Here is an 18,949-nt window from a genome sequence, read left to right as displayed (position 1 = left end):
AAAACAGACACCGCTACTCATAAAGGTGGCAAATAGTACCTATGCTAAGTCACTGCGACCAATACTGACCTTGCTAAAAGCATTTAACACAGAGGCTTCGCAGGGTATCTGTTCCTTTTTGGATTTAGGGTGCTTGAACGTATCGGCGAATCCTGGGCAGTGACCAACTAGTTTTTGGACAACACCTTCTACGTGCCGCACGTTAGACAGCACTTGGCGTAACCACTGCTCGAAGCTGCCTTGGTGGCTCAGCGTGAAGACTAAACCTTTATAGGAAGGAGGCTTGGATGCCTCCTCGCTACCGCCAGCTCTGGGTTTTGGAGGGCGTCGTTGGATCTCCATGAGATAGAGCGTTTGATCTAACACATGCACCCGAACGACGAGCACCCCGCGAGGTACCTTGGTCTGAGTATCAATGTAAACCCAATTAGCGACTGACGTTTCCACCTCCTCGTCTATTTCGAAAGGTTCGAGGCTGATCAACCGAGGGTCGGGGGAAGTGCTAAAGCCGTCTTCAAAGGTAAACCAGCTAACGCCACGAATCGTTTCGGGATAGGCCGATTGCAAATAGAGAAGCGCATTCCACATATCACGTAGAAAGCCCTGTGATTCCAGTGTAATAGGAGCATGAATAGAGGCCTGTCCGACCCCTTTTCCTGATCCATGCGGCTCCCCAGTGGAGAAAATAGTTTCGTCACCCGGAACGGGGACGCCTCGTGTATCGGGCACATTTTTTCGAGTATATCGTTTATCCAAGACGGCGCGAGGCTTACCTAAAATAACGAATTCGTCCTCAGGAAGGTCTAGCCAAGAAGAGCCATGGTCGGGCTCTTCATCATCCGTCAGGTCAATGACATCGGGGATGTCTTGAAGCTGATGATAGGGAAATTGAGTGGGAGCATCATCGCCATCGGTGGCTGGTACTGTCGTTGACTTCTCTCTTTCGCGGTGGATCGTGGCACCATCGGGCTGCGTACAGCCTAATATCTGCAAGCCTAGGAATGTGTTGCCACCATCAATTGGAACGCCAGAAACAGAGATTTCCCCGCTGCCTTGAAACCATGGGGTGGCTTTTAAAAGCATCTCATCTGGCGTGGAGCTGGTTTCAAATTGTGAATATATATATTTTGCAGCGCGCTTGGCATACGGATCGTACAACATATGCGCGAGCAAAATGGCATCGTGTTTATGAACATGATAGGTAAATTTGACAGGCCACGTACCTGGGGATGCAGGCGCATCAAGCGGTCGATAAAGACGTTTTTTGACTTCTTCCCAAGGGTAAGTGGCGAGCACTCGCTTGATTTCAGAAGATCGGCCGTAAACGCGAATAAAAAATTCTGTGCAAGGGATGAGCAAGTGTTTGCCATCTGGAAGGTCAAATTCAATCAGGTATGTTTTGTGCTGATTTTTCTGGGGTAAGTAGTTCGAGTCATGAAAAGCGGTATAGAGGCTTCGTCCTGATTGTCGTAAATCATCTAAGGTGACAATTCGCCAGCCGCCTGGAGAAAAAGAAACGGAGAATTTTCTTTCCTCGTAGGCAATACGCGAGCTACTCACGCCCTTTTCCCATACTGACCCTATTCTCAATAGCCCAAGATGCGTTAAGACAGTCTCACGTCTCATCACGCCTCCTAAGTTATTTTCATGGTCGATGGTTCTTAAGAAGATATGGATTTTAGGGACGCTTCGTAAGCGATTGTTCTTAAATATAGGCCCGTACCACCAAACGACCAAGCGCTCTGCCTCGTTTTTTAGGGTGCCATCATGGAAGCTAAAGGTTCTGGATTGTTTAAGAGAAACGGTCACAAAGGCGCACTCTATGTAAACTCAACATAGAGATTGTCGCAGCAATTATTGTTTAGTCGCAACAATTGTTGGAAATGACACCAGTACACGTGATCCGTACTTTTAGTGCGCTCAGCGAAGATGGGCTGGTGTTTCGCGACCGCCATCATGTCTCAATCCCCAACCTTGAAGCGCTGGCCACGGAAGGGGAATTTGATGACTGCTACCTTACCGATAATGTCAGGCCGTTATTTGACGAGTGATGCCAGCGGCTAGCCGCACTTTGACCAGCCGCACCCGGCATAACAGGTTGGGCAGCCATCCATCATGATCAAATCACCCCGACACTCAGGGCACGTGCCTACCGTAGCGGGGCCACCGCTTGCTTCACCAGAAGACGATGCGCCGGCAGAGTCTTCAGCCGCCGGGGGCTCCTCCGGCTGCCAGGCATGTCCATGCTGCATGCGGTGCGCATAGCGTGCAACCAGCGTCTCCACCGGCACTTGGTGGCCGTCCTGATCCAGAAAGCCACGCCGATAGAGAATCTGCTGAATCGACCAAGCAATCGCCGCCACTTCCGAGTCGTGAAACATAGGCTTGTTCCAGCGATTCATGCCACAGCGTACCAAGCCTTTGTCCCAGGCGACTTTGCGCAGGTCTGCCACGGCTTGAGTGACATAGCCCCCACGCGCTGCAAGCGACAGGCTGCGCATGGTCGCAGTAATCCACTGGTGCTCGCTGGAGAGCTGGCCCGAGGGAAAGAAGAACTCCACCGGACGCTCAATCACCACACGCTGGCCGCCAATCACGCCTTCCACTGGCATAAACGAGACCAGCAAGTAGACCTTCTTGCGCCCTTCAGCCCCCACATAAGAGATTTTTTCAGACACTGCTTCCAGTGTGCCTTCCGGGCGCGATGGAATGCGGACCGTTAATGGGTCTTCATCTGGTAGCTCCGGTGCAGGCGCGGGCTGCCCTTGTTGCTTAATACGGTAACCGACAATTTTCGACGTAATTTCAACCGCCATAACGTACTCCCCAGTTCTTTAGACAGCTCATCAAGCTAAGCCTTGCTTGCGCTTACGATTACCATTTGCCGTAGGTGCCCTCTTTCAAGGCATCAAACAGGTTAGCGGCGTTATGCTCTTCACCGTCGTAAAGCACCTTCTCATCGCCGGTTAGCTCAAGGGTTTCACCATTTTCCAGCTCAAACACATAGGTGGTGTTTTTCAGGTCATCCTCACGCACCAACACGCCTTGGAAGGCTTCCGGGTTAAAGCGGAAGGTAGTGCAACCTTTCAAACGGCTCTCGTAGGCCTGCAGATAGAGGTCTTGGAACTGCTCAAAGGGGAACTCGGTGGGTACATTGACCGTTTTGGAAATCGCCGAGTCCACCCACTGCTGAGCTGCCGCTTGAACGGCGACGTGCTGCTCGGGAGTGACCGCGTCAGCGGTAATAAAGTAATCCGGCAGATCGCTCTCTACCGCATCGGCAGCGATAAAGTGGCGGTAGGCCGCTAGTTCAAACGACACGACCTCCACCTGCTCCTTGGTCTTTTTACCGGACTGAATGATGTTGCGGAAATAGCGATGGGAGAACGACGGCTCGATCCCGTTAGAGGCGTTGTTGCCCATGGAGAGCGAGATGGTACCCGTGGGGGCAATCGAGCTGTGGTGGGTAAACCGCGCGCCGTGCTCGGCCAGCTGTGCCACCAGCTCCGGCTCAAGCTCGGCCACTTTGGCCATGTACTGGCTGTAGCGGGCGTGCAGAATCCGCCCCGGCACCTTGTCGCCTACCTCGTAGCCGTCGCTGGCGAGCTGAGGGCGCTCGCGCATCATCTTAGGCGTAATGGTGTGCTCCTCTTCAAGCACTGGCGCCATGCCCTTCTCTTTAGAAAGCTCCAGCGCCTGCTTCCACCCTTCCAACGCCAAATGACGACTGACCTCTTCAGTGAACGTCAGCGACGCCTGAGAGCCGTAGGGAATTTTCAGCATGGTCAGGGTCGAACCAAGACCTAAAAAGCCCATGCCGTGGCGGCGTTTGGCTTCAATTTCGCGCTGTTGCTGGGGGAGCGGCAGGCCAGCAATTTCCACCACGTTGTCGAGCATACGGGTGAAAATCGCCACGACTTTACGGTAGCGCTCCCAATCAAACCGCGGCTCGGCGCTAAACGGTTCGATCACAAACTTGGTCAGGTTGACCGAGCCCAGCAGGCAAGCGCCCTCTGGCGGTAGTGGCTGCTCGCCGCAGGGGTTAGTCGCGCGGATATCTTCGCAGAACCAGTTGTTGTTCATGCGGTTGACTTGATCGATTAGGATAAAGCCCGGCTCGGCGTAGTCGTAGGTGGAGGACATAATCGTGTCCCACAACTCGCGAGCTTTAATCACCTCGACAACACGGCAGGCCACGCGCCCTTCGGCATCCACCGTGTAGCCCTCTTCCACCACCGGCCAGTCGCGGTAAATCACCTCTTCGACGCTCACATCCTCTTTCTCACCAGGATGCAGTGGGAAGGCCAGCGGCCAATCGGCGTTGTGCTTCACCGCTTCCATAAACTCATCGGTAATGAGTAGGCTCAGGTTAAATTGACGCAGCCGCCCTGCTTCGCGCTTGGCTTGAATAAACTCGCGCACGTCCGGGTGCCCCACATCGAAGGTACCCATCTGGGCACCGCGACGGCCTCCGGCCGAGGCCACGGTGAAGCACATCTTGTCGTAGATATCCATAAACGCCAGCGGGCCATTGGTGCCCGCTCCTGCGCCAAACACAAAGGCACCTTTATGGCGCAGGGTCGAGAAGTCGTAGCCAATACCGGCGCCCGACTTCAATGTCATACCCGCATCGACCACGGAGTCGAGGATATCGCGCATAGAGTCACGAATAGTGCGAGAAACGGTGCAATTAATCAGACTGACGGCGGGCTTGTAGGCTTCGGCTCCCGCATTAGAGAGAATTCGCCCAGCGGGAATAGCACCATTTTCCAGCGCCCAGCGAAATTTGGGTAGCCACTCATCGGCCTTTTCACCCTCTACGGCAGCTAGGGCCCGGGCCACGCGCTCAAAGGTCGCTGCGACATCTTGATCCACCGGTTGGCCATGACGATCTTTTAACCGATATTTGGCATCCCAGATTTCCCTAGATGGAGCCTGCATAGGGACTTCACTGGATGTCTTCATCGCCTTGGCTGCGGTACTCATGTTCACGAAACTCCTTCACGATGGGTAGCGATCGCGCTAAAAAACGGGCCGATTATACGCGGCATCGTAGGGGAGTATAGCCCCGAATTTCTACTATATGGGCCGTTTTTTTGATGCCAACAACACTAGATATAGAAAAATCAGCACCTTGCCCTTTTGCTTATTCCCAACACGCTATAGGCTTAAAGTTTTCGATGACGATACGACCTATGAACTTCCTGAAAACATCAACTTTCGCCGTCACCGCCATGCTGCTTGTCACAGCTCCCCTTTCATTGGCCGCTACATTTAATGTGGAAACAGTGGCTACCCATGGGCACTGGCAATCCATGGCGCTGACCCTAGGAGAAGAGCGCCACTTTCGTGCTGTAGAGACCCACAGCTACTCCGATGCCACGCTAAGCATAAATGCTACTCAAGGAGTCTGTGATTTACCGTGGCTGGAGATGCGCGTCACCCTAGCGCAGCAGCAGGGTGAGAGCCGAGCGGTGAATCTGGTACCCACTCGGCTGCGGATTGGTGACAACCCGATTGTCGATACCATGGCGGAGTTTATTACCGAGCGGGGCGATGACGGCTTTTATGCCCATTTTTATTTGAGCGATATGGAGACGCTGATCGCTGAGATGCAGTCGGGCGAGCAGCTGTTTTTAGGATTTGACCAGGGTGAGCAGGAACCGTGGTACATGACCTTTAGTTTGGAAGGTGCTGGCGATGCCATTCAACGCATGCAGTCGCTGTGTAGCGGCGCCTCTATCACAGAGGCACCTGCTCCTCCGGGTTAAGCGCACGCTCTTCCGCAACCTCTACTCGATTACGGCCGCTGTGCTTGGCTTGATACATAGCGGCATCGGCCCGGGCCATCAGCGTTTTACAGCTGTCAGTAGCGAATGATGCTTCGACACGAAGATAGCCTCGAGATATCTCTTTACCCCTTGACCTGTTGCTTCAGCAACAGCTCAACGCGTCGGTTGGCAGCTCGCCCTTCCGCAGTAGCATTACTTTCCATGGGTTGGGTGTCGGCATAGCCGACGGCCCGCATACGTGAAATGGCAATACCTTGCCGCTCTAACTGGCGTACCACTGCGATAGCTCGTCCCACTGAGAGTTCCCAGTTAGACGGAAACCGAGCGGTCGCGATCGGCACATTATCGGTGTGGCCCTCAACGGAAATTTGACCATCAAAAGCCTGTAGCACCGGAGAGAGCCGTTCTAACACAACTTGCCCCTGGGGCGTTAGCACATCATTGCCACTGGGAAATAAAAGGCTATCGTCAATACGTAGCGTAACGCCCTCTTGCCCCTGGGAGACACTCACTCCAGGGATATCAAGCCCTGCCATTTGGGGATGTAAGCCATCGTGGCGGGGAAGTATTCCTGTGGCTAGGCTAGCCAATGGCAGTGACGTAACGGCATTCGAGGGATCCATGATACTGCTTTCACTCCCTTCGCCACCGCCGGATGGCGTAAGCGCCAACAGCAGTACAAACAGGGTAATCAGCAGCGTCAATACATCCAGGTAACTGGTCAGCCAGCTCTCGTCACTCTCCCCCACTTCGGCGGGAAGCTCCAAAGCATGCCGTGAGTCGCGGTCGAGCATGGCGCTACCCTTTTAATGCGGAACCCATATCGGGCCGAGGCTTAACGTTCGAGTCACGAATTTCGTCGTGGTAATTCGCTACGAAGGAGTTAAGCGTCTCTTCAATAAACGATGGCAGACGGCGCTTGGTAATTAGCGAAATGCCTTCCAGCACCATGTTCATAGTGATAAGGCGCTCTTCCGTACGCCGCTCTAGCTTCACGGCAATCGGTTTAAACACCAAATTGGCCAACAGGATGCCATAGAAAGTAGTCAACAGCGCCACTGCCATCCGGGGCCCAATTACTTCCAGGTCACCCGCATCCATCACTTCGAGCATGTTGACCAAGCCTACCAAAGTACCAATCATGCCAAAGGCCGGTGCATAGGTGGCCATGGTGCGGAAAATTTGGGCTTCAGCATGCTCGCGGGCTTTCAGCCGCGCAATACGCCAGCGCAGCATGTCGAAGATTTCATCCTCTTTTGTATTCGCAATGACCAGTTGAATACCGGTGCGCAAAAACGGATTACGGGTATGTTCCAGTTCTTTCTCAACCGCTCTAACATCCCCCTTAAACCAAAGGCGCGACATGGAAACCAACTCATTGATGTCATCTCGCACATAGGTGTTTTCACGGCGGAAAACTAAACCAACCAGACGCACCACACGCAGCACTTCTTTCAGCGGATAGCTGATAAACGTGGCCGCCAGCGTGCCAGTGACCACAATGGCAAGCCCCGGTAAGTTAATAAAGCTCTCGGGAGACTCTGCGGTAAAAAATAAAACGCTTACCAACAACAGCATGCTGGCAAATATACCGATCAGCGTAGATGGATTCATCAACGGCTCCTCGCCGGTTATGGTTAGTGAGTGAGAGGATTAATTAGTCTCATGTAGGCGAGCACGCAGCCGACTCACCGCCTGGCTGTGAAGCTGTGAAACCCGTGATTCGGTGACACCGAGCACAGCGCCCACTTCTTTTAGATTCATCTCTTCTTGGTAATACAGCGCCATTAGCAGCTTCTCGCGCTCGGGCAGTGCTTCAATGGCGTCGATCAGCGTTTGCCGCTGCTGTTCATCCAATAATTGTTCAAACGGCTGTCGGTGAGTGTCGTCCCCCGCAGGCTCGCCGCCATCCGCAATGAGCTCTTCGAACGGCAATAATTTCCCGCTATTGGTATCGTTGAGCAGTTGCTGGTAATCACTTAGCGGCATCTCCAGTTCACGGGCAATCTCCCCCTCTTCCGGGGGGCGCCCCAGCTGCTGCTCTAAACGACGCACAGCATCATCTACCGCCCGTGCCGAGCGGCGTACGCTGCGGGGCAGCCAGTCACGAGTGCGCAGCTCGTCCATCATCGCGCCACGGATGCGCTGGCTTGCAAAGGTAGCAAATGTTGCTCCTTGGGCAGCATCAAAGCGCCCTAATGCCTCTAACAAGCCCACCATACCCGCCTGGATCAGATCATCCAGCTCAATACTCGCGGGCAACCTTACCTGCAGCGTTAAGGCCTGACGTCTCACCAGTGGCATGTATTGAGTTAACAGCTCACTCTGTTTGATCCTGCCTTGTGCTGTATACATCCTCGTGCCTCGCGGCTTAACAACCTTTACTGATAGTTCACGATCACTTGTAACCCCTGTACTCGCACAGGGCGTTGCCCTGGCTGCAGCGTAAACCGAAAGTACAGCGGTGCGCTCGCCAACATTCCCGATAGAGCGGTCGTGCTACCGCGCATGCCTGATAGTGCAACACAGCGTTCAGGATGACATAGCCAAGCGTTCACAGGCGTTCCCGGCGGTGATTCAAAGCGCCATTGAATTCGCGACAGCACAGCATTACGCAGTGGGACGCCCGCTGGCGGGGTTATCGCCTGGCTGCTGCTGGTACGGTCGCTCATTGCTACCATCACACTAGGCACTTGGCTGCTCCAACTGCCGGTTGCGGCCTGCGTATTCAACGCGAAAAGCCATAACCCTGCTACTAGCCCTAAACAGCCCATTTTTCTTACTGTTAACAACTTTGCAGGTTTTATCAACGCCTCAATAGCCATCTGCTTAGCGTTACTTACCCAACTCGCCAAACTCTGCATAACTCTCCCCTTGAGCGACACATGCACCCTGGCCCGCCGCTAGCGCGCCAGCAGCAGAAGCTCAATATCTAAATAACGAGCGGAAGCATTGCCCAAATTATCCAGCAACCCCCGGCGCGGCAGGTGGGGTTCATGAAGGGCTAGAAGACGCCGCGGACCACCATGCTCGCGTAATTGGCGCAACACTCGGTACATGGTGGCAAAGGCGTCAGCATCACTGTTGATCCACAACGCCCAGCGTGAGTAACGCTCGGCTAAGTCAGTCAGCGAGGCGCTGTCAGGCATGACAATATGAACATCCCAATCCTGTGGGTCACCTGCCCATTGCCTCCCAAGGGCCGACCATTGCCCCAGCCGACCTCGCACTTTGTCCACCTGCGCTGCGCCAGCATGAGGTAAGCCTACTACCACTAACGTTTTTTTCGGTCTTGGAGGCGCCACGGTGGCAGGCTCGGCAGCAGCAGCTACCGTCGGTGCCATGGCCTCCTGGGTATACGCGGCGGCTTCCTCTTCGTTAACGGGTGCGGCAGGCACTGTCTCGTCACTTTCCACGTTATGGCCGACTTCATCAGCACCGCGCTGCTGGCGCTGTAAATCGGCCCATTTGCGCAGGCCAGCCGCCTGATCCTGGCCACTCATACCACGCCCTCACGACTGACGCTACCTAGCTGACGAATGGCATCGCGCGCCATCAGAACGTGTACTAATGCATCAAGCAGTGCCGTATCACGCCGCTTGCGCTGGGTTCCTAACAAGCGCAGCAAATCGGCTCGCAGGGCCTGAGCGTCCTCATCGTCAACGATATCTAGATGGCCAGCTACTGCAGCCGCGCCGCTGGCCATCAGCAGGCGCAGCTCGCTGCTGACATCACCCCCATCGGCCTCTTTAAGCTGCTGCCAAGCACGCTTGGTGAGCGATGCCAGTCCGTCACTCTGCAGTTGAGTGATTAAAAGCGTTAACACATCGCTGCCCAAACGTGCAGGCGTTAGCCAGTAGCGGCGCACGATTCGCTTAGTGCTTTCAGGGTCGCTTACCTCACCGACCCACGCCAATACGGGGTTACCTGATACGTCCTGCGCTTCAACATAGGCGCTGGAAAGCTGCATGCTTTGCCCGCGGAAACGGATGCCCACGCTATGGGTTAAGGTGCTTTCTTGGAACAGGGAACGCAGGGTATAGCGCTCGCCCTGGCAGTATACCCGCTGGCTCGCGGGCACCATGCTGACCCACGTCAGATGCTGAGCGTTTAGCCAAGCCAGCGCCTCAGCGTCTGGCAGGGTAGGCAGCAGATGAACCGCAACATCTCCTGCACAACGCACCAAACGTGGCTGCCAGCCCGCTAGCTGACGGTGCTGAAGGCGAGTCAGTGCCAGCCAAGCACCTTGCTCATTCAAGGCAACATCTGGCATCGACCAGTCACAACCTCGCTCGTTGCGGCGGGGCGACCAAACCACCCCTAACGCGTCACGAGTGGTGGAGGCTCCGGCTAACAGCTCATCTAGGCGCTGGTCTTGTATCACCCCCGGCAACGCTGCGATGTCCCAGGCGGCTTCCAAGCGGTGAAAATCGACGACACGCTGACGCAAGCGGGTTAACACCGAGGAGAGCCTGCGCCCCTGCCCTAACACATCCCGCGACCAGCGTGGCAAGCTGAGTGGGGCTGTTTCAGCACGCGCGCTACTCGAAACGTTGGCCGACAGTGCTTGATCAATCAGTGCGGGTGGTGTCGCGACCACCATATCTTCTGGCACCTGCTGGCCATAGGAGCCAAACAGCACCCTCATACCGTGGCGCATGACGATGTCTAATACCGGCGCAAGCCGCCCAGCTTCGTCTTGCTTCGTGATGATACAGTCGTCTAACTCGGCACCTGCAGCTCTCGCCGCTTGGCGGTAGCGCAATACGACTTCTTCTAGCGTTTCCGGCTGACTGGCGGCGTTGAGCAACAGCACCAGACGCACGGTGGACTTCCCACCCTGTAAATGGGCGATCTGTTCAATCACCCGCTGATCCCGCTGGCTCATCCCCACGGTATCAATAATCACCCACTGCTTACCTTGTAGCCGACCAACCAATTCATCAATCGGCTGTTCAGCGTCTAGGGCATACATGGGCGTATCCAAGAGCCGTGCATAAATGCGCAGCTGCTCATGAGCGCCGATACGGAAGCTATCGGTGGTCACTAGCGCCACTGGGCGAGTGCCGTGGCGCATCACAAAGCGTGCCGCAAGCTTCGCAGTAGTGGTCGTTTTACCCACCCCAGTGGGGCCAACCAATGCGACGATGCCCGTTTGATCAAAGAAGCTCTCTTCGTGCTGCAGCACGTTAAGCCGTGCCATTAACTGCTCACGCAGCCAGTTAAGCGGCGCGTCGTTAGTAGCCTCGAGCGCGCTCAACTCATCTGGCAATGCTTCCAGCACCTCTTCGCTCAGCTCTGTACTGAAGCCAACCCGGGCCATCAACTGCCGTAGGTGCTCGTAGGCGGTGTCTGCACCGCTTTGAGTCGTTGGCAACGGCTGGCGGCGGGCCAGTAGTTCGCGCATATCTTGCATTTCCCGAAGCAGACGCTCACTCATCGCCTCTAGGGGGTCTGGTTGCTTTGGCAGTGAAAAGACAGGCGCTGGCGCGGGGCTAGCCTTCGGCTCCTCCGCTGGCGTCGTCGGCGACGGGTCGAACTGGTCAACGGCGTCATCCGCCATGGCGAGAATTTCAACGCCGCCTTCGGTGCGACGGTTGGCGACAATAAGTGCATCATCACCTAACACTTCGCGCACTTGGCGCATTACGTCGCGGCTATTTGCTCCGACAAAACGTCTAACGCTCATGTTTCACCTGTTGCCAAAACGTAAAAGGCTATTACCGCTCGAAGTGTGGCCATTAGCGACCACCCACCAGCGTGGTAACGCGCAGGGTGCGGTCGTCGGGAATTTCCGCTTGAGACATCACCACTAAGTGGCGCATGCGGCGGCGCAGGAAGCGCGACAACACGGCCCGTAGCGAGTGCTGAACCACCAGCACAGGCGCTTCACCACTGCCTTCATGTTTCTCTAACGCTTGCTGCGCTTGATTCATCAAGGTATCCGCCAGCCCTGGCTCCATCGCACCATTGCCGTTCATTGCTTGCAACAAGACTTGCTCTAACTGCGCATCCAGCCCCATCACATGCAGCGTATCTTGGCCCGCGAACCACTGCTGGGTAATGGCCCTGCCCAGCGCAATACGCACCAGAGCCGTTAGCTCGTTGGGGTCTTTCTGCTGACCCGCATGCTCTGCCAAGGTGTCCAGCACGGTACGCATATCACGAATCGAGACATCCTCATCCAGTAGGTTCTGCAAAATGCGCTGCAGCACGGTGAGGGAGATGGACTTCGGCACTACTTCTTCGACCAGCGATTTTTGATCTTCGCCCAACTTGTCCAGCAGCTTTTGAACCTCCTGGCGGCCCAGCAGTTCAGGCGAGTGACGGTGCAGCAGATGGTTAAGGTGCGTGGCGATGACCGTACTGGCATCCACGACCGTGTACCCGTATACCTGAGCATGCTCCCGTTGGTTAGCGTCAATCCATACTGCTGGCAAGCCAAAGGCAGGGTCTTGGGTCGGTGTACCCTGAAGCTCCCCCGAGACCTGACCAGGATCAATGGCTAGCCATTTACCGGCCTGCGCCTCAGCGCGGCCAATTTCCGCTCCCTTCATGGAGAGCACATAGGTATTGGGTGGTAGTTCTAAGTTATCGCGAATGTGCACCACGGGCGGCAGGAAGCCCACTTCCTGGGCAAACTTCTTGCGTACGCTTTTAATACGGTCCAGCAGTTCACCCTTCTGCCGGGAATCCACCAAGGGGATCAAGCGATGCCCCACCTCTAAACCAAGCATGTCTACCAGTTGAACATCTTCCCAACTGGCTTCAGGTGTTTCCTGGATGGGCGGTGGTGCTGCAGAGATCTCTTCCTTAACCAACGTCTGCTCTTTTCTACGCATTAGATACCAGGCTAGGCCGCCCAGCAGCGCCGTGAAAATAAGGAAAACGAGGTTGGGCATACCGGGAACAAGGCCTAGCAGGCCCATTACCATGGCCGCCAAGATCATTACTTGAGGGTTCACAAACAGTTGGCTGATCATCTGCTGACCAACATCCTGCTCGGTGTTGACGCGTGAAACAGTCACACCTGCCGCCGTAGAGATCACCAGCGCCGGAATCTGGGCAACCAAGCCATCACCAATCGTTAGCAGCGTATAAGTGCGGGCAGCATCGGCAAACCCCAGGTCGTGTTGCATCATACCAATCAGTAGGCCGCCGATAATATTAACCACCATGATAACCAGGCCTGCCACGGCATCACCGCGGACGAATTTACTGGCACCGTCCATTGAGCCATAAAAATCCGCTTCCTGGGCAACCTCGGCACGGCGCTTTTTCGCTTCGTCCTCACCAATCAGGCCAGCGTTCAGGTCGGCATCAATCGCCATCTGCTTGCCGGGCATAGCGTCAAGCACGAAGCGGGCCCCTACCTCGGCAATACGCCCAGCCCCCTTGGTGATTACCATAAAGTTGATAATCACCAGGATGAGGAACACGACCAAGCCTACCGCGAAATTACCGCCTACCAGGAAGGTGCCGAAGGCCTCAATGACCTTGCCCGCCGCATCGCCGCCTTCGTGGCCTTCCATCAATACCACACGGGTCGAGGCGACGTTCAGCGAAAGACGCAGCAACGTGGTAAACAGCAGCACGGCCGGAAACGCGGCAAAGTCCAGCGGCTTCTCGGCGAACATGCTGACCAACAACACCATAATCGATAGCGCAATATTGAAAGTGAACAGCAGATCCAGCGCGAACGGCGGAAGGGGCAGAATCATCATGCCCAGAATCATTAAAATCAGCAGCGGACCGGCGAGCAGCTTCATGCTCACATCGTTCATCCAGTTACGCTGATTGATCAACTGGCTTAAGCCTTTCATGGTTGCGCCTCATTGCCATCGGCACGACGGCCGGGACTATCCATTTCCGGGGGTACCGGTAAATTATCGGGTGTGGGGGGCACCTCGCCTCCTTGTTGTGCAACATGTTTCAGGCGGTAGGCCCAGGCCATCACTTCGGCCACGGCAGTGTACAGTTCGGCGGGCACTTCAGCTTCTAAGTCGACATGATGATACAGGGCGCGCGCCAGAGGTGCTGCCTCCAAGCGCGGAACACCTGCTTCCTCGCCAATCTCACGGATTCGAGCGGCAACAGCATCGGCCCCTTTGGCCACCAACCGAGGAGCCCCCATACGCCCCTCCTGGTAAACCAGCGCCACTGCATAGTGGGTTGGGTTGGTAATAATGACATCAGCTTCAGGTACTTTGCTCATCATGCGCCCGCGGGCCATGGCCTGCTGCTGCTGGCGAATACGGCCCTTCACATGGGGGTCGCCCTCAGAGTCTTTATGCTCTTGCTTCACCTCTTCTTTGGTCATACGCAGCTGTTTGGCGTTATTCCACAGCTGAAATGGGACATCAATGAGAATAACCACGATCAGTGACAGGACGATGAGGCCCGCCACCAGCGCTGCCATATTCAGCGCACTGACCAGTCCCTGCTGCACGGGCTGGTCCATTAGCCCCATAAATTTGCCAATATTAAAATATAAAAAGCCAGCTGCCACACCGCCCACCAAGATGGACTTAGCAATCGCCTTAGCCAGCTCAGCAAGGGCCTGAACAGAAAATATCCTTTTTAACCCTTTCACTGGGTTTAATTTTGAAAATTTAGGCTGCAACGATTTTGAAGAGATTAACCAGCCACCTAGCAGTGCCGGTGCAACCAGTGCAATCACCGTGAGCAGTAAAAATAAGGGAAGCATAGCGATGAGGGTTCGCTGGCCAAGATCCAGCGCATTCACCAACATAGGCGTGCTTTCCATGGCATGGCGGCGCTCAAATAAAAACGCCTGCTCCATCACCATCCCAAGCTGGTCATAGAGCATTTGCCCCATACCCCACAACCCCATCACCCCACCCAGCAGCATCATGAAGGTAGTTAGTTCGCGGGATCGAGGCACCTGACCCTCTTCGCGGGCTTTATCTAATCGCCTGGGCGTGGCCTCTTCGGTTTTTTCCTGATCGCTGTCGTTATCTGCCATGCTGTTATCCGGCTGACGAGTGGCCAGTTGACCAAAATAAGGCATACCATAAACTCAGCCGCCCTAAAGGACGGCTGAACAGTCTACCTATTTTGCCAGATGCAGCGGCTTACAATGAGCTAATAACCCAGCATTAAAAGCCTAATTCGTCCAATAAGTCGTCTACCTGATCCTGGCCGGTAACGATATCAGGGGCGTTCTCTTTCACCTGCGGCCCATTAAGAAGATCTTCATTGCGGCGAGCTTTCTCATTTTTCCACTGATCTTCGGCCTTGCGCTGCATCGTTTCACGAGCTTCAACACCGGGAACATTGTCGATGAGTACCTGTACCAGCTGATGCTCGATCTCACGGATCACATCCATCATTTTCTTGATGACTTGACCGGTAAGATCCTGGAAATCCTGTGCCATCATAATGTCCATCAGCTCCTTGTTGGTCGCTGAGGTAATTTCTGGCACGTCGCTCAGGTAGGTGCGCGTCTCTTTTACCAACACCTTTGCGTCGTCTAGCTCTTTTGGTGCTTCGAACCACTCGGCCCAACGCTTGTCGAGTGCTTCCGCACGCTCAGAGAGCTGATCTTGCAGCGGCTGCGCACGATCAATGGCGTTCAACGCCCTGTCTGCAGCCTGCTCGGTCATCGTCGCCACGTAGTGCAGCCGGTCACGGGCGTCGGGGATCGCTTCAGCGGCCTTTTCAATCTCTTTGTCTAAGCCCAACTCGCGCATATTGTCACGCAGCATGCGGGTAAGCTTACCAATACGAAAGATAAGGTCTTCTGCGGCTTCTTCAGACAGTTGGGCAGAACCACCCTGCTCATTCTGACTCATTGTGTTGTCTCCTCGTTAACCGAGCGCCTTGGCTCAGCCGCGTCATTTACCCATTTTCTCGAAGATTTTATTCAGCTTCTCTTCTAGGGTCGCGGCAGTGAACGGTTTGACGACATAACCATTGGCACCCGCTTGTGCGGCAGCAATAATATTCTCTTTCTTTGCTTCGGCCGTTACCATCAGTACTGGCAAGTCTTTTAGCGCATTGTCCTGGCGAATCTCTTTCAGCATTTCCAGGCCATCTAGGTTGGGCATGTTCCAGTCGGAAACCACAAACTCAAAATTGCCCGCGCGCAATTTATTAAGCGCATCTTGACCATCTTCGGCTTCTTCAACATTAGTGAAGCCCAGCTCTTTCAACAGGCTACGTACGATCCGGCGCATAGTGGGAAAATCGTCTACTACCAAGAAACTCATGTTCTTATCAGCCATTGGTCATCCTCTCAATAACGACATCTATAGGGTGACTGGGAATTCAGTCAGGGTTAAAATTCTTCCCACTCTTCGTGGTGCTGCTGGGCAGTTGCTCGACGATTCGGCGGTAAAGCCGTTGACTGAGCAGCAGACGCCTTAGGAACCGACGTGTGCGATGCTGATACACGCGTAGGTAACGCATGTGATGCCTGCTGAGCACTTAGCACCTGAAAGACCGCGACCGCCTCTTCTAAGCGATTTGCTTGCTCTTCTAGTGAAGCGGCCGCTGCGGTTGCCTGCTGGACCAACGCGGCATTTTGCTGAGTCACCTGGTCCATTTGCCCCACTGCCTGACTCACCTGCTCAATACCGTCGCTCTGCTCTTGGGACGCCGCTGAAATCTCATCCATGATATCTGTAACCCGGCGCACCGCGGTGACGACTTCCGTCATTGTCTGGCCCGCCTTTTCTACCAGAGATGAACCCTGGTTGATCTGACTAACAGACGCCTCAATCAGCGTTTTAATCTCTTTTGCCGCATCCGCACTGCGGCTAGCGAGGTTACGCACTTCCCCGGCCACCACCGCAAACCCGCGCCCTTGCTCGCCAGCCCGCGCTGCCTCAACCGAAGCATTCAGTGCCAGAATATTGGTCTGAAACGCGATGGAATCGATCACATTAGTGATATCTGCCACTTTTTGAGAGCTGGTGGAGATACCGTGCATGGTTTGCACCACTTGTTCAACGACTTGACCACCCTGCTCTGCTGTGGTGGAAGCATCAGCGGCTAGCGTACTGGCCTGTCGAGCGTTGTCAGCATTCTGTTTCACGGTGGCTGTCATCTGCTCCATACTGGCCGCCGTTTGCTCAATGGACGCTGCCTGCTGCTCAGTACGCGATGAAAGATCAGCATTGCCGCTGGCGATTTCTCGGGTGCCGTGGTGAATCTCTCGACTCCCCTCGCGCACGCGTGCCACCGTTGCGCTAAGGTTTTGCTGCATGGTGGCCATAGCCGAAAATAAACGGCCAATTTCGTTTTTACCGGCCTCTGGCAGCGGCTGCGTTAAGTCTGCCTCGGCAATGCGATCAAGCCGCTGAACGGCATTGTTAAGTGGCGCAATGACTGTGCGGCGTAAACCGATATAAATGGCCAGCGTCACTATCAGCGCAAGGCCTACCGCTAGCGCGTTGATTAAGGTAAACAGCTCTCCCTGAGACTCAGCATCCACACGGATTGTATCAACACGCCCAAAACCATAATCGACGAAGGCATCAATACTTTCGGAGAGTGCGTTTAGTGGCTCGGCCAGTTCGCCTCGTAGCTGGTTAAACGTATTGATATCCATGAACTCAAAGCTAGCGTGTTGCTGCTTTACCAGATCAAGCACAGCGCGGAAGTTTTCATCGACAGCGCTTCCCAAAACTTCATCCCGTGCTGTACGCGGCGCGGCCTGATACTTCTCAAAGCGACGCTCGGCCCGTTCGATACGATTTGCCGCCACCTCTACCTGCTCATTAGATTGGCGAGTCTGCCCCACCATCAGTAAATTAGAGGCAGTCTCCATGGCTAGCATGGCTTGGTTGAGTAGAGAGTCGGCGCGGTTCAGCTCGTTAAGCTGTTCATTTCCAATAAGATTCAGCGTCGCTAAGTTACTCTGAGCATTACGGTCAGCCACGACGCCAAGCCCACCCACAACCAACATCAGCGTGACGAGGCAAGTTAGCGCCGTTACCACGGTCGAATGAATACTTAAATTGCGCAGTAAACGCGTCATTGTTATGGCTCCCCTTATTAATGCATGAACCAAGAAGGGTTTGACATTTCTTGGTACTTAAACGCGCTGCGCGCGCCCTGAAGCAGCAACCAGCGCCATAAGACGCGACGGTATATCGTCGAGTGCAACGACCTCGACCGCTCCCCCAACGGCAATCGCCTCGCGCGGCATACCAAAAACCACACAGGTCTCTTCATTTTGTGCGATCGTCGGCGCACCTGCTTGACGCATTTCTAATAGGCCTGCCGCGCCATCTTTTCCCATACCGGTCAGAATGACGCCGATGGCGTTTTTACCAGCATGCTTAGAAGCGGAGTGAAACAACACATCTACCGAGGGGCGATGGCGGTTAACCGGCGGTCCATCGTTTAGGCGGGCTACGTAGTTGGCGCCACTGCGGGCAAGCTCTAAGTGCTGGTCGCCAGGGGCAATATAGGCATGGCCTGGCAGAACCCGCTCACCGTCCGTGGCTTCCTTCACGGTAATACTACACAGTCGATCCAGGCGTTCTGCAAAAGAGCGCGTGAAGCCACCGGGCATATGCTGGGTAATTAAAATGGCAGGCGCATTGGCAGGTAAAGGTTCTAATACGGCACGGATTGCTTCAGTGCCGCCAGTAGAAGCACCAATAATAATGAGCTTCTCGCTGGATATCATGGGTGCTTTAAGCCGAGTGGGCGGCGGCGTGTTTTTATGGCGCGCCTGACGCGGACGCGAACGAGCTGCAGCACGCAATTTTTCAGCAATTTCGTTAGCATACTCCATCATACCGCTGCGAATACCCAGGCTTGGCTTCGCTACAAAATCCAGCGCACCGAGCTCCAGGGCGCGCAGGGTAATTTCAGAGCCGCTTTGGGTTAGCGACGACACCATCAGCACCGGCATAGGGCGCAATCGCATCAGCCGCTCAAGAAAATCGAGGCCGTCCATCCTCGGCATCTCGACATCAAGCGTCAGTACATCTGGGTTATGCTGCTTGATCAGATCTCGGGCAGCGATGGGGTCAGGCGCAACGGCGACAACTTCCATGTCTGGCTGTGAGTTAATGATTTCGGTCAGCAAATCACGAATCAGCGCCGAGTCATCGACGCACAACACTTTGATCTTGGCAGCGCTCAAAGCACGCCTCCTCTTACGGTATCCACCGCGGCAT

17 protein-coding genes are annotated in these 18,949 nt (G+C 54.9%); 2 read left to right on the top strand and 15 right to left on the bottom strand.

Annotated elements, in window-relative coordinates; all coding sequences use genetic code 11:
* Positions 1–39: 39 nt before the first annotated feature.
* Positions 40–1,809 carry a hypothetical protein gene (locus AC13CN_RS06890; protein ID WP_128082404.1) on the bottom strand — a complete coding sequence of 590 codons (1,770 nt, stop codon included), beginning with the start codon at positions 1,807–1,809 and terminating at the stop codon, positions 40–42.
* A gap of 74 nt (positions 1,810–1,883) precedes the next feature.
* Between AC13CN_RS06890 and AC13CN_RS06885 the strand changes: the two genes are divergently transcribed.
* Positions 1,884–2,051, top strand: a complete 168-nt coding sequence (locus tag AC13CN_RS06885; protein ID WP_371858607.1) for a hypothetical protein — start codon at positions 1,884–1,886, stop codon at positions 2,049–2,051.
* A gap of 9 nt (positions 2,052–2,060) precedes the next feature.
* Here the strand turns inward: AC13CN_RS06885 and AC13CN_RS06880 are convergent, their stop codons facing one another.
* Together AC13CN_RS06880 and AC13CN_RS06875 are read right to left on the bottom strand one after the other, a co-directional pair.
* Complete coding sequence (locus AC13CN_RS06880; RefSeq protein WP_044629547.1) at positions 2,061–2,816, bottom strand: hypothetical protein; 756 nt, start codon at positions 2,814–2,816, stop codon at positions 2,061–2,063.
* Between the two features lie 58 nt (positions 2,817–2,874).
* Complete coding sequence (locus tag AC13CN_RS06875) at positions 2,875–4,986, bottom strand: adenosylcobalamin-dependent ribonucleoside-diphosphate reductase (protein ID WP_054641156.1); 2,112 nt, start codon at positions 4,984–4,986, stop codon at positions 2,875–2,877.
* 194 nt (positions 4,987–5,180) lie between these two features.
* Between AC13CN_RS06875 and AC13CN_RS06870 the strand changes: the two genes are divergently transcribed.
* A complete protein-coding gene (locus tag AC13CN_RS06870) occupies positions 5,181–5,771 on the top strand; it encodes a hypothetical protein (protein ID WP_058577014.1) in 591 nt (196 codons plus the stop codon).
* Between the two features lie 143 nt (positions 5,772–5,914).
* Here the strand turns inward: AC13CN_RS06870 and AC13CN_RS06865 are convergent, their stop codons facing one another.
* The 12 genes from AC13CN_RS06865 to AC13CN_RS06810 form a co-directional block, all read right to left on the bottom strand.
* Positions 5,915–6,586 carry an OmpA/MotB family protein gene (locus tag AC13CN_RS06865; protein ID WP_062360456.1) on the bottom strand — a complete coding sequence of 224 codons (672 nt, stop codon included), beginning with the start codon at positions 6,584–6,586 and terminating at the stop codon, positions 5,915–5,917.
* Positions 6,587–6,590: 4 nt separating this feature from the next.
* Positions 6,591–7,406, bottom strand: coding sequence for a motility protein A (locus AC13CN_RS06860; protein ID WP_062360455.1), 816 nt, complete (start codon positions 7,404–7,406; stop codon positions 6,591–6,593).
* A 39-nt stretch (positions 7,407–7,445) separates the two neighbouring features.
* The gene (locus AC13CN_RS06855) at positions 7,446–8,147 is read right to left on the bottom strand and encodes an RNA polymerase sigma factor FliA (protein WP_044629552.1); all 702 of its coding nucleotides are present in this window, start codon (positions 8,145–8,147) and stop codon (positions 7,446–7,448) included.
* Positions 8,148–8,173: 26 nt separating this feature from the next.
* Positions 8,174–8,656 carry a flagellar protein FlhE gene (locus AC13CN_RS06850; RefSeq protein ID WP_232068198.1) on the bottom strand — a complete coding sequence of 161 codons (483 nt, stop codon included), beginning with the start codon at positions 8,654–8,656 and terminating at the stop codon, positions 8,174–8,176.
* A gap of 39 nt (positions 8,657–8,695) precedes the next feature.
* Entirely contained in the window at positions 8,696–9,295 is a 600-nt protein-coding gene (locus AC13CN_RS06845) for a hypothetical protein (RefSeq protein ID WP_062360453.1), read from the bottom strand.
* On the bottom strand, positions 9,292–11,481 hold the full coding sequence (gene flhF, locus AC13CN_RS06840) for a flagellar biosynthesis GTPase FlhF (protein WP_063610138.1): 2,190 nt from the start codon (positions 11,479–11,481) through the stop codon (positions 9,292–9,294). The genes AC13CN_RS06845 and flhF overlap by 4 nt, the downstream gene beginning before the upstream one ends.
* A gap of 52 nt (positions 11,482–11,533) precedes the next feature.
* Complete coding sequence (gene flhA / locus AC13CN_RS06835; RefSeq protein ID WP_058577010.1) at positions 11,534–13,615, bottom strand: flagellar biosynthesis protein FlhA; 2,082 nt, start codon at positions 13,613–13,615, stop codon at positions 11,534–11,536.
* Complete coding sequence (flhB, locus tag AC13CN_RS06830) at positions 13,612–14,778, bottom strand: flagellar biosynthesis protein FlhB (RefSeq protein ID WP_044629598.1); 1,167 nt, start codon at positions 14,776–14,778, stop codon at positions 13,612–13,614. The genes flhA and flhB overlap by 4 nt, the downstream gene beginning before the upstream one ends.
* Before the next feature lie 133 nt (positions 14,779–14,911).
* A complete protein-coding gene (cheZ, locus tag AC13CN_RS06825) occupies positions 14,912–15,607 on the bottom strand; it encodes a protein phosphatase CheZ (RefSeq protein WP_054641155.1) in 696 nt (231 codons plus the stop codon).
* A gap of 42 nt (positions 15,608–15,649) precedes the next feature.
* The gene (gene cheY / locus AC13CN_RS06820) at positions 15,650–16,039 is read right to left on the bottom strand and encodes a chemotaxis response regulator CheY (protein WP_044629557.1); all 390 of its coding nucleotides are present in this window, start codon (positions 16,037–16,039) and stop codon (positions 15,650–15,652) included.
* A gap of 53 nt (positions 16,040–16,092) precedes the next feature.
* Positions 16,093–17,796, bottom strand: a complete 1,704-nt coding sequence (locus tag AC13CN_RS06815) for a methyl-accepting chemotaxis protein (protein ID WP_054641153.1) — start codon at positions 17,794–17,796, stop codon at positions 16,093–16,095.
* A gap of 57 nt (positions 17,797–17,853) precedes the next feature.
* A complete protein-coding gene (locus AC13CN_RS06810) occupies positions 17,854–18,915 on the bottom strand; it encodes a protein-glutamate methylesterase/protein-glutamine glutaminase (protein WP_058577009.1) in 1,062 nt (353 codons plus the stop codon).
* Positions 18,916–18,949: the final 34 nt, after the last annotated feature.

Source organism: Vreelandella sp. L-25 (assembly GCF_056857535.1).
Note: the sequence above shows the minus strand (reverse complement) of the source record. Positions and strands in the feature narration are given on the sequence as shown.

Bases quoted from the DNA above. Each gene is read 5' to 3' on its own strand.
- AC13CN_RS06885 (WP_371858607.1), top strand. From the start codon at position 1,884: ATGACACCAGTACACGTGATCCGTACTTTTAGTGCGCTCAGCGAAGAT.
- AC13CN_RS06880 (WP_044629547.1), bottom strand. From the start codon at position 2,816: ATGGCGGTTGAAATTACGTCGAAAATTGTCGGTTACCGTATTAAGCAA.
- AC13CN_RS06875 (WP_054641156.1), bottom strand. From the start codon at position 4,986: ATGAGTACCGCAGCCAAGGCGATGAAGACATCCAGTGAAGTCCCTATG.
- AC13CN_RS06870 (WP_058577014.1), top strand. From the start codon at position 5,181: ATGACGATACGACCTATGAACTTCCTGAAAACATCAACTTTCGCCGTC.
- AC13CN_RS06865 (WP_062360456.1), bottom strand. From the start codon at position 6,586: ATGCTCGACCGCGACTCACGGCATGCTTTGGAGCTTCCCGCCGAAGTG.
- AC13CN_RS06860 (WP_062360455.1), bottom strand. From the start codon at position 7,406: ATGAATCCATCTACGCTGATCGGTATATTTGCCAGCATGCTGTTGTTG.
- AC13CN_RS06855 (WP_044629552.1), bottom strand. From the start codon at position 8,147: ATGTATACAGCACAAGGCAGGATCAAACAGAGTGAGCTGTTAACTCAA.
- AC13CN_RS06850 (WP_232068198.1), bottom strand. From the start codon at position 8,656: ATGCAGAGTTTGGCGAGTTGGGTAAGTAACGCTAAGCAGATGGCTATT.
- AC13CN_RS06845 (WP_062360453.1), bottom strand. From the start codon at position 9,295: ATGAGTGGCCAGGATCAGGCGGCTGGCCTGCGCAAATGGGCCGATTTA.
- flhF (WP_063610138.1), bottom strand. From the start codon at position 11,481: ATGAGCGTTAGACGTTTTGTCGGAGCAAATAGCCGCGACGTAATGCGC.
- flhA (WP_058577010.1), bottom strand. From the start codon at position 13,615: ATGAAAGGCTTAAGCCAGTTGATCAATCAGCGTAACTGGATGAACGAT.
- flhB (WP_044629598.1), bottom strand. From the start codon at position 14,778: ATGGCAGATAACGACAGCGATCAGGAAAAAACCGAAGAGGCCACGCCC.
- cheZ (WP_054641155.1), bottom strand. From the start codon at position 15,607: ATGAGTCAGAATGAGCAGGGTGGTTCTGCCCAACTGTCTGAAGAAGCC.
- cheY (WP_044629557.1), bottom strand. From the start codon at position 16,039: ATGGCTGATAAGAACATGAGTTTCTTGGTAGTAGACGATTTTCCCACT.
- AC13CN_RS06815 (WP_054641153.1), bottom strand. From the start codon at position 17,796: ATGACGCGTTTACTGCGCAATTTAAGTATTCATTCGACCGTGGTAACG.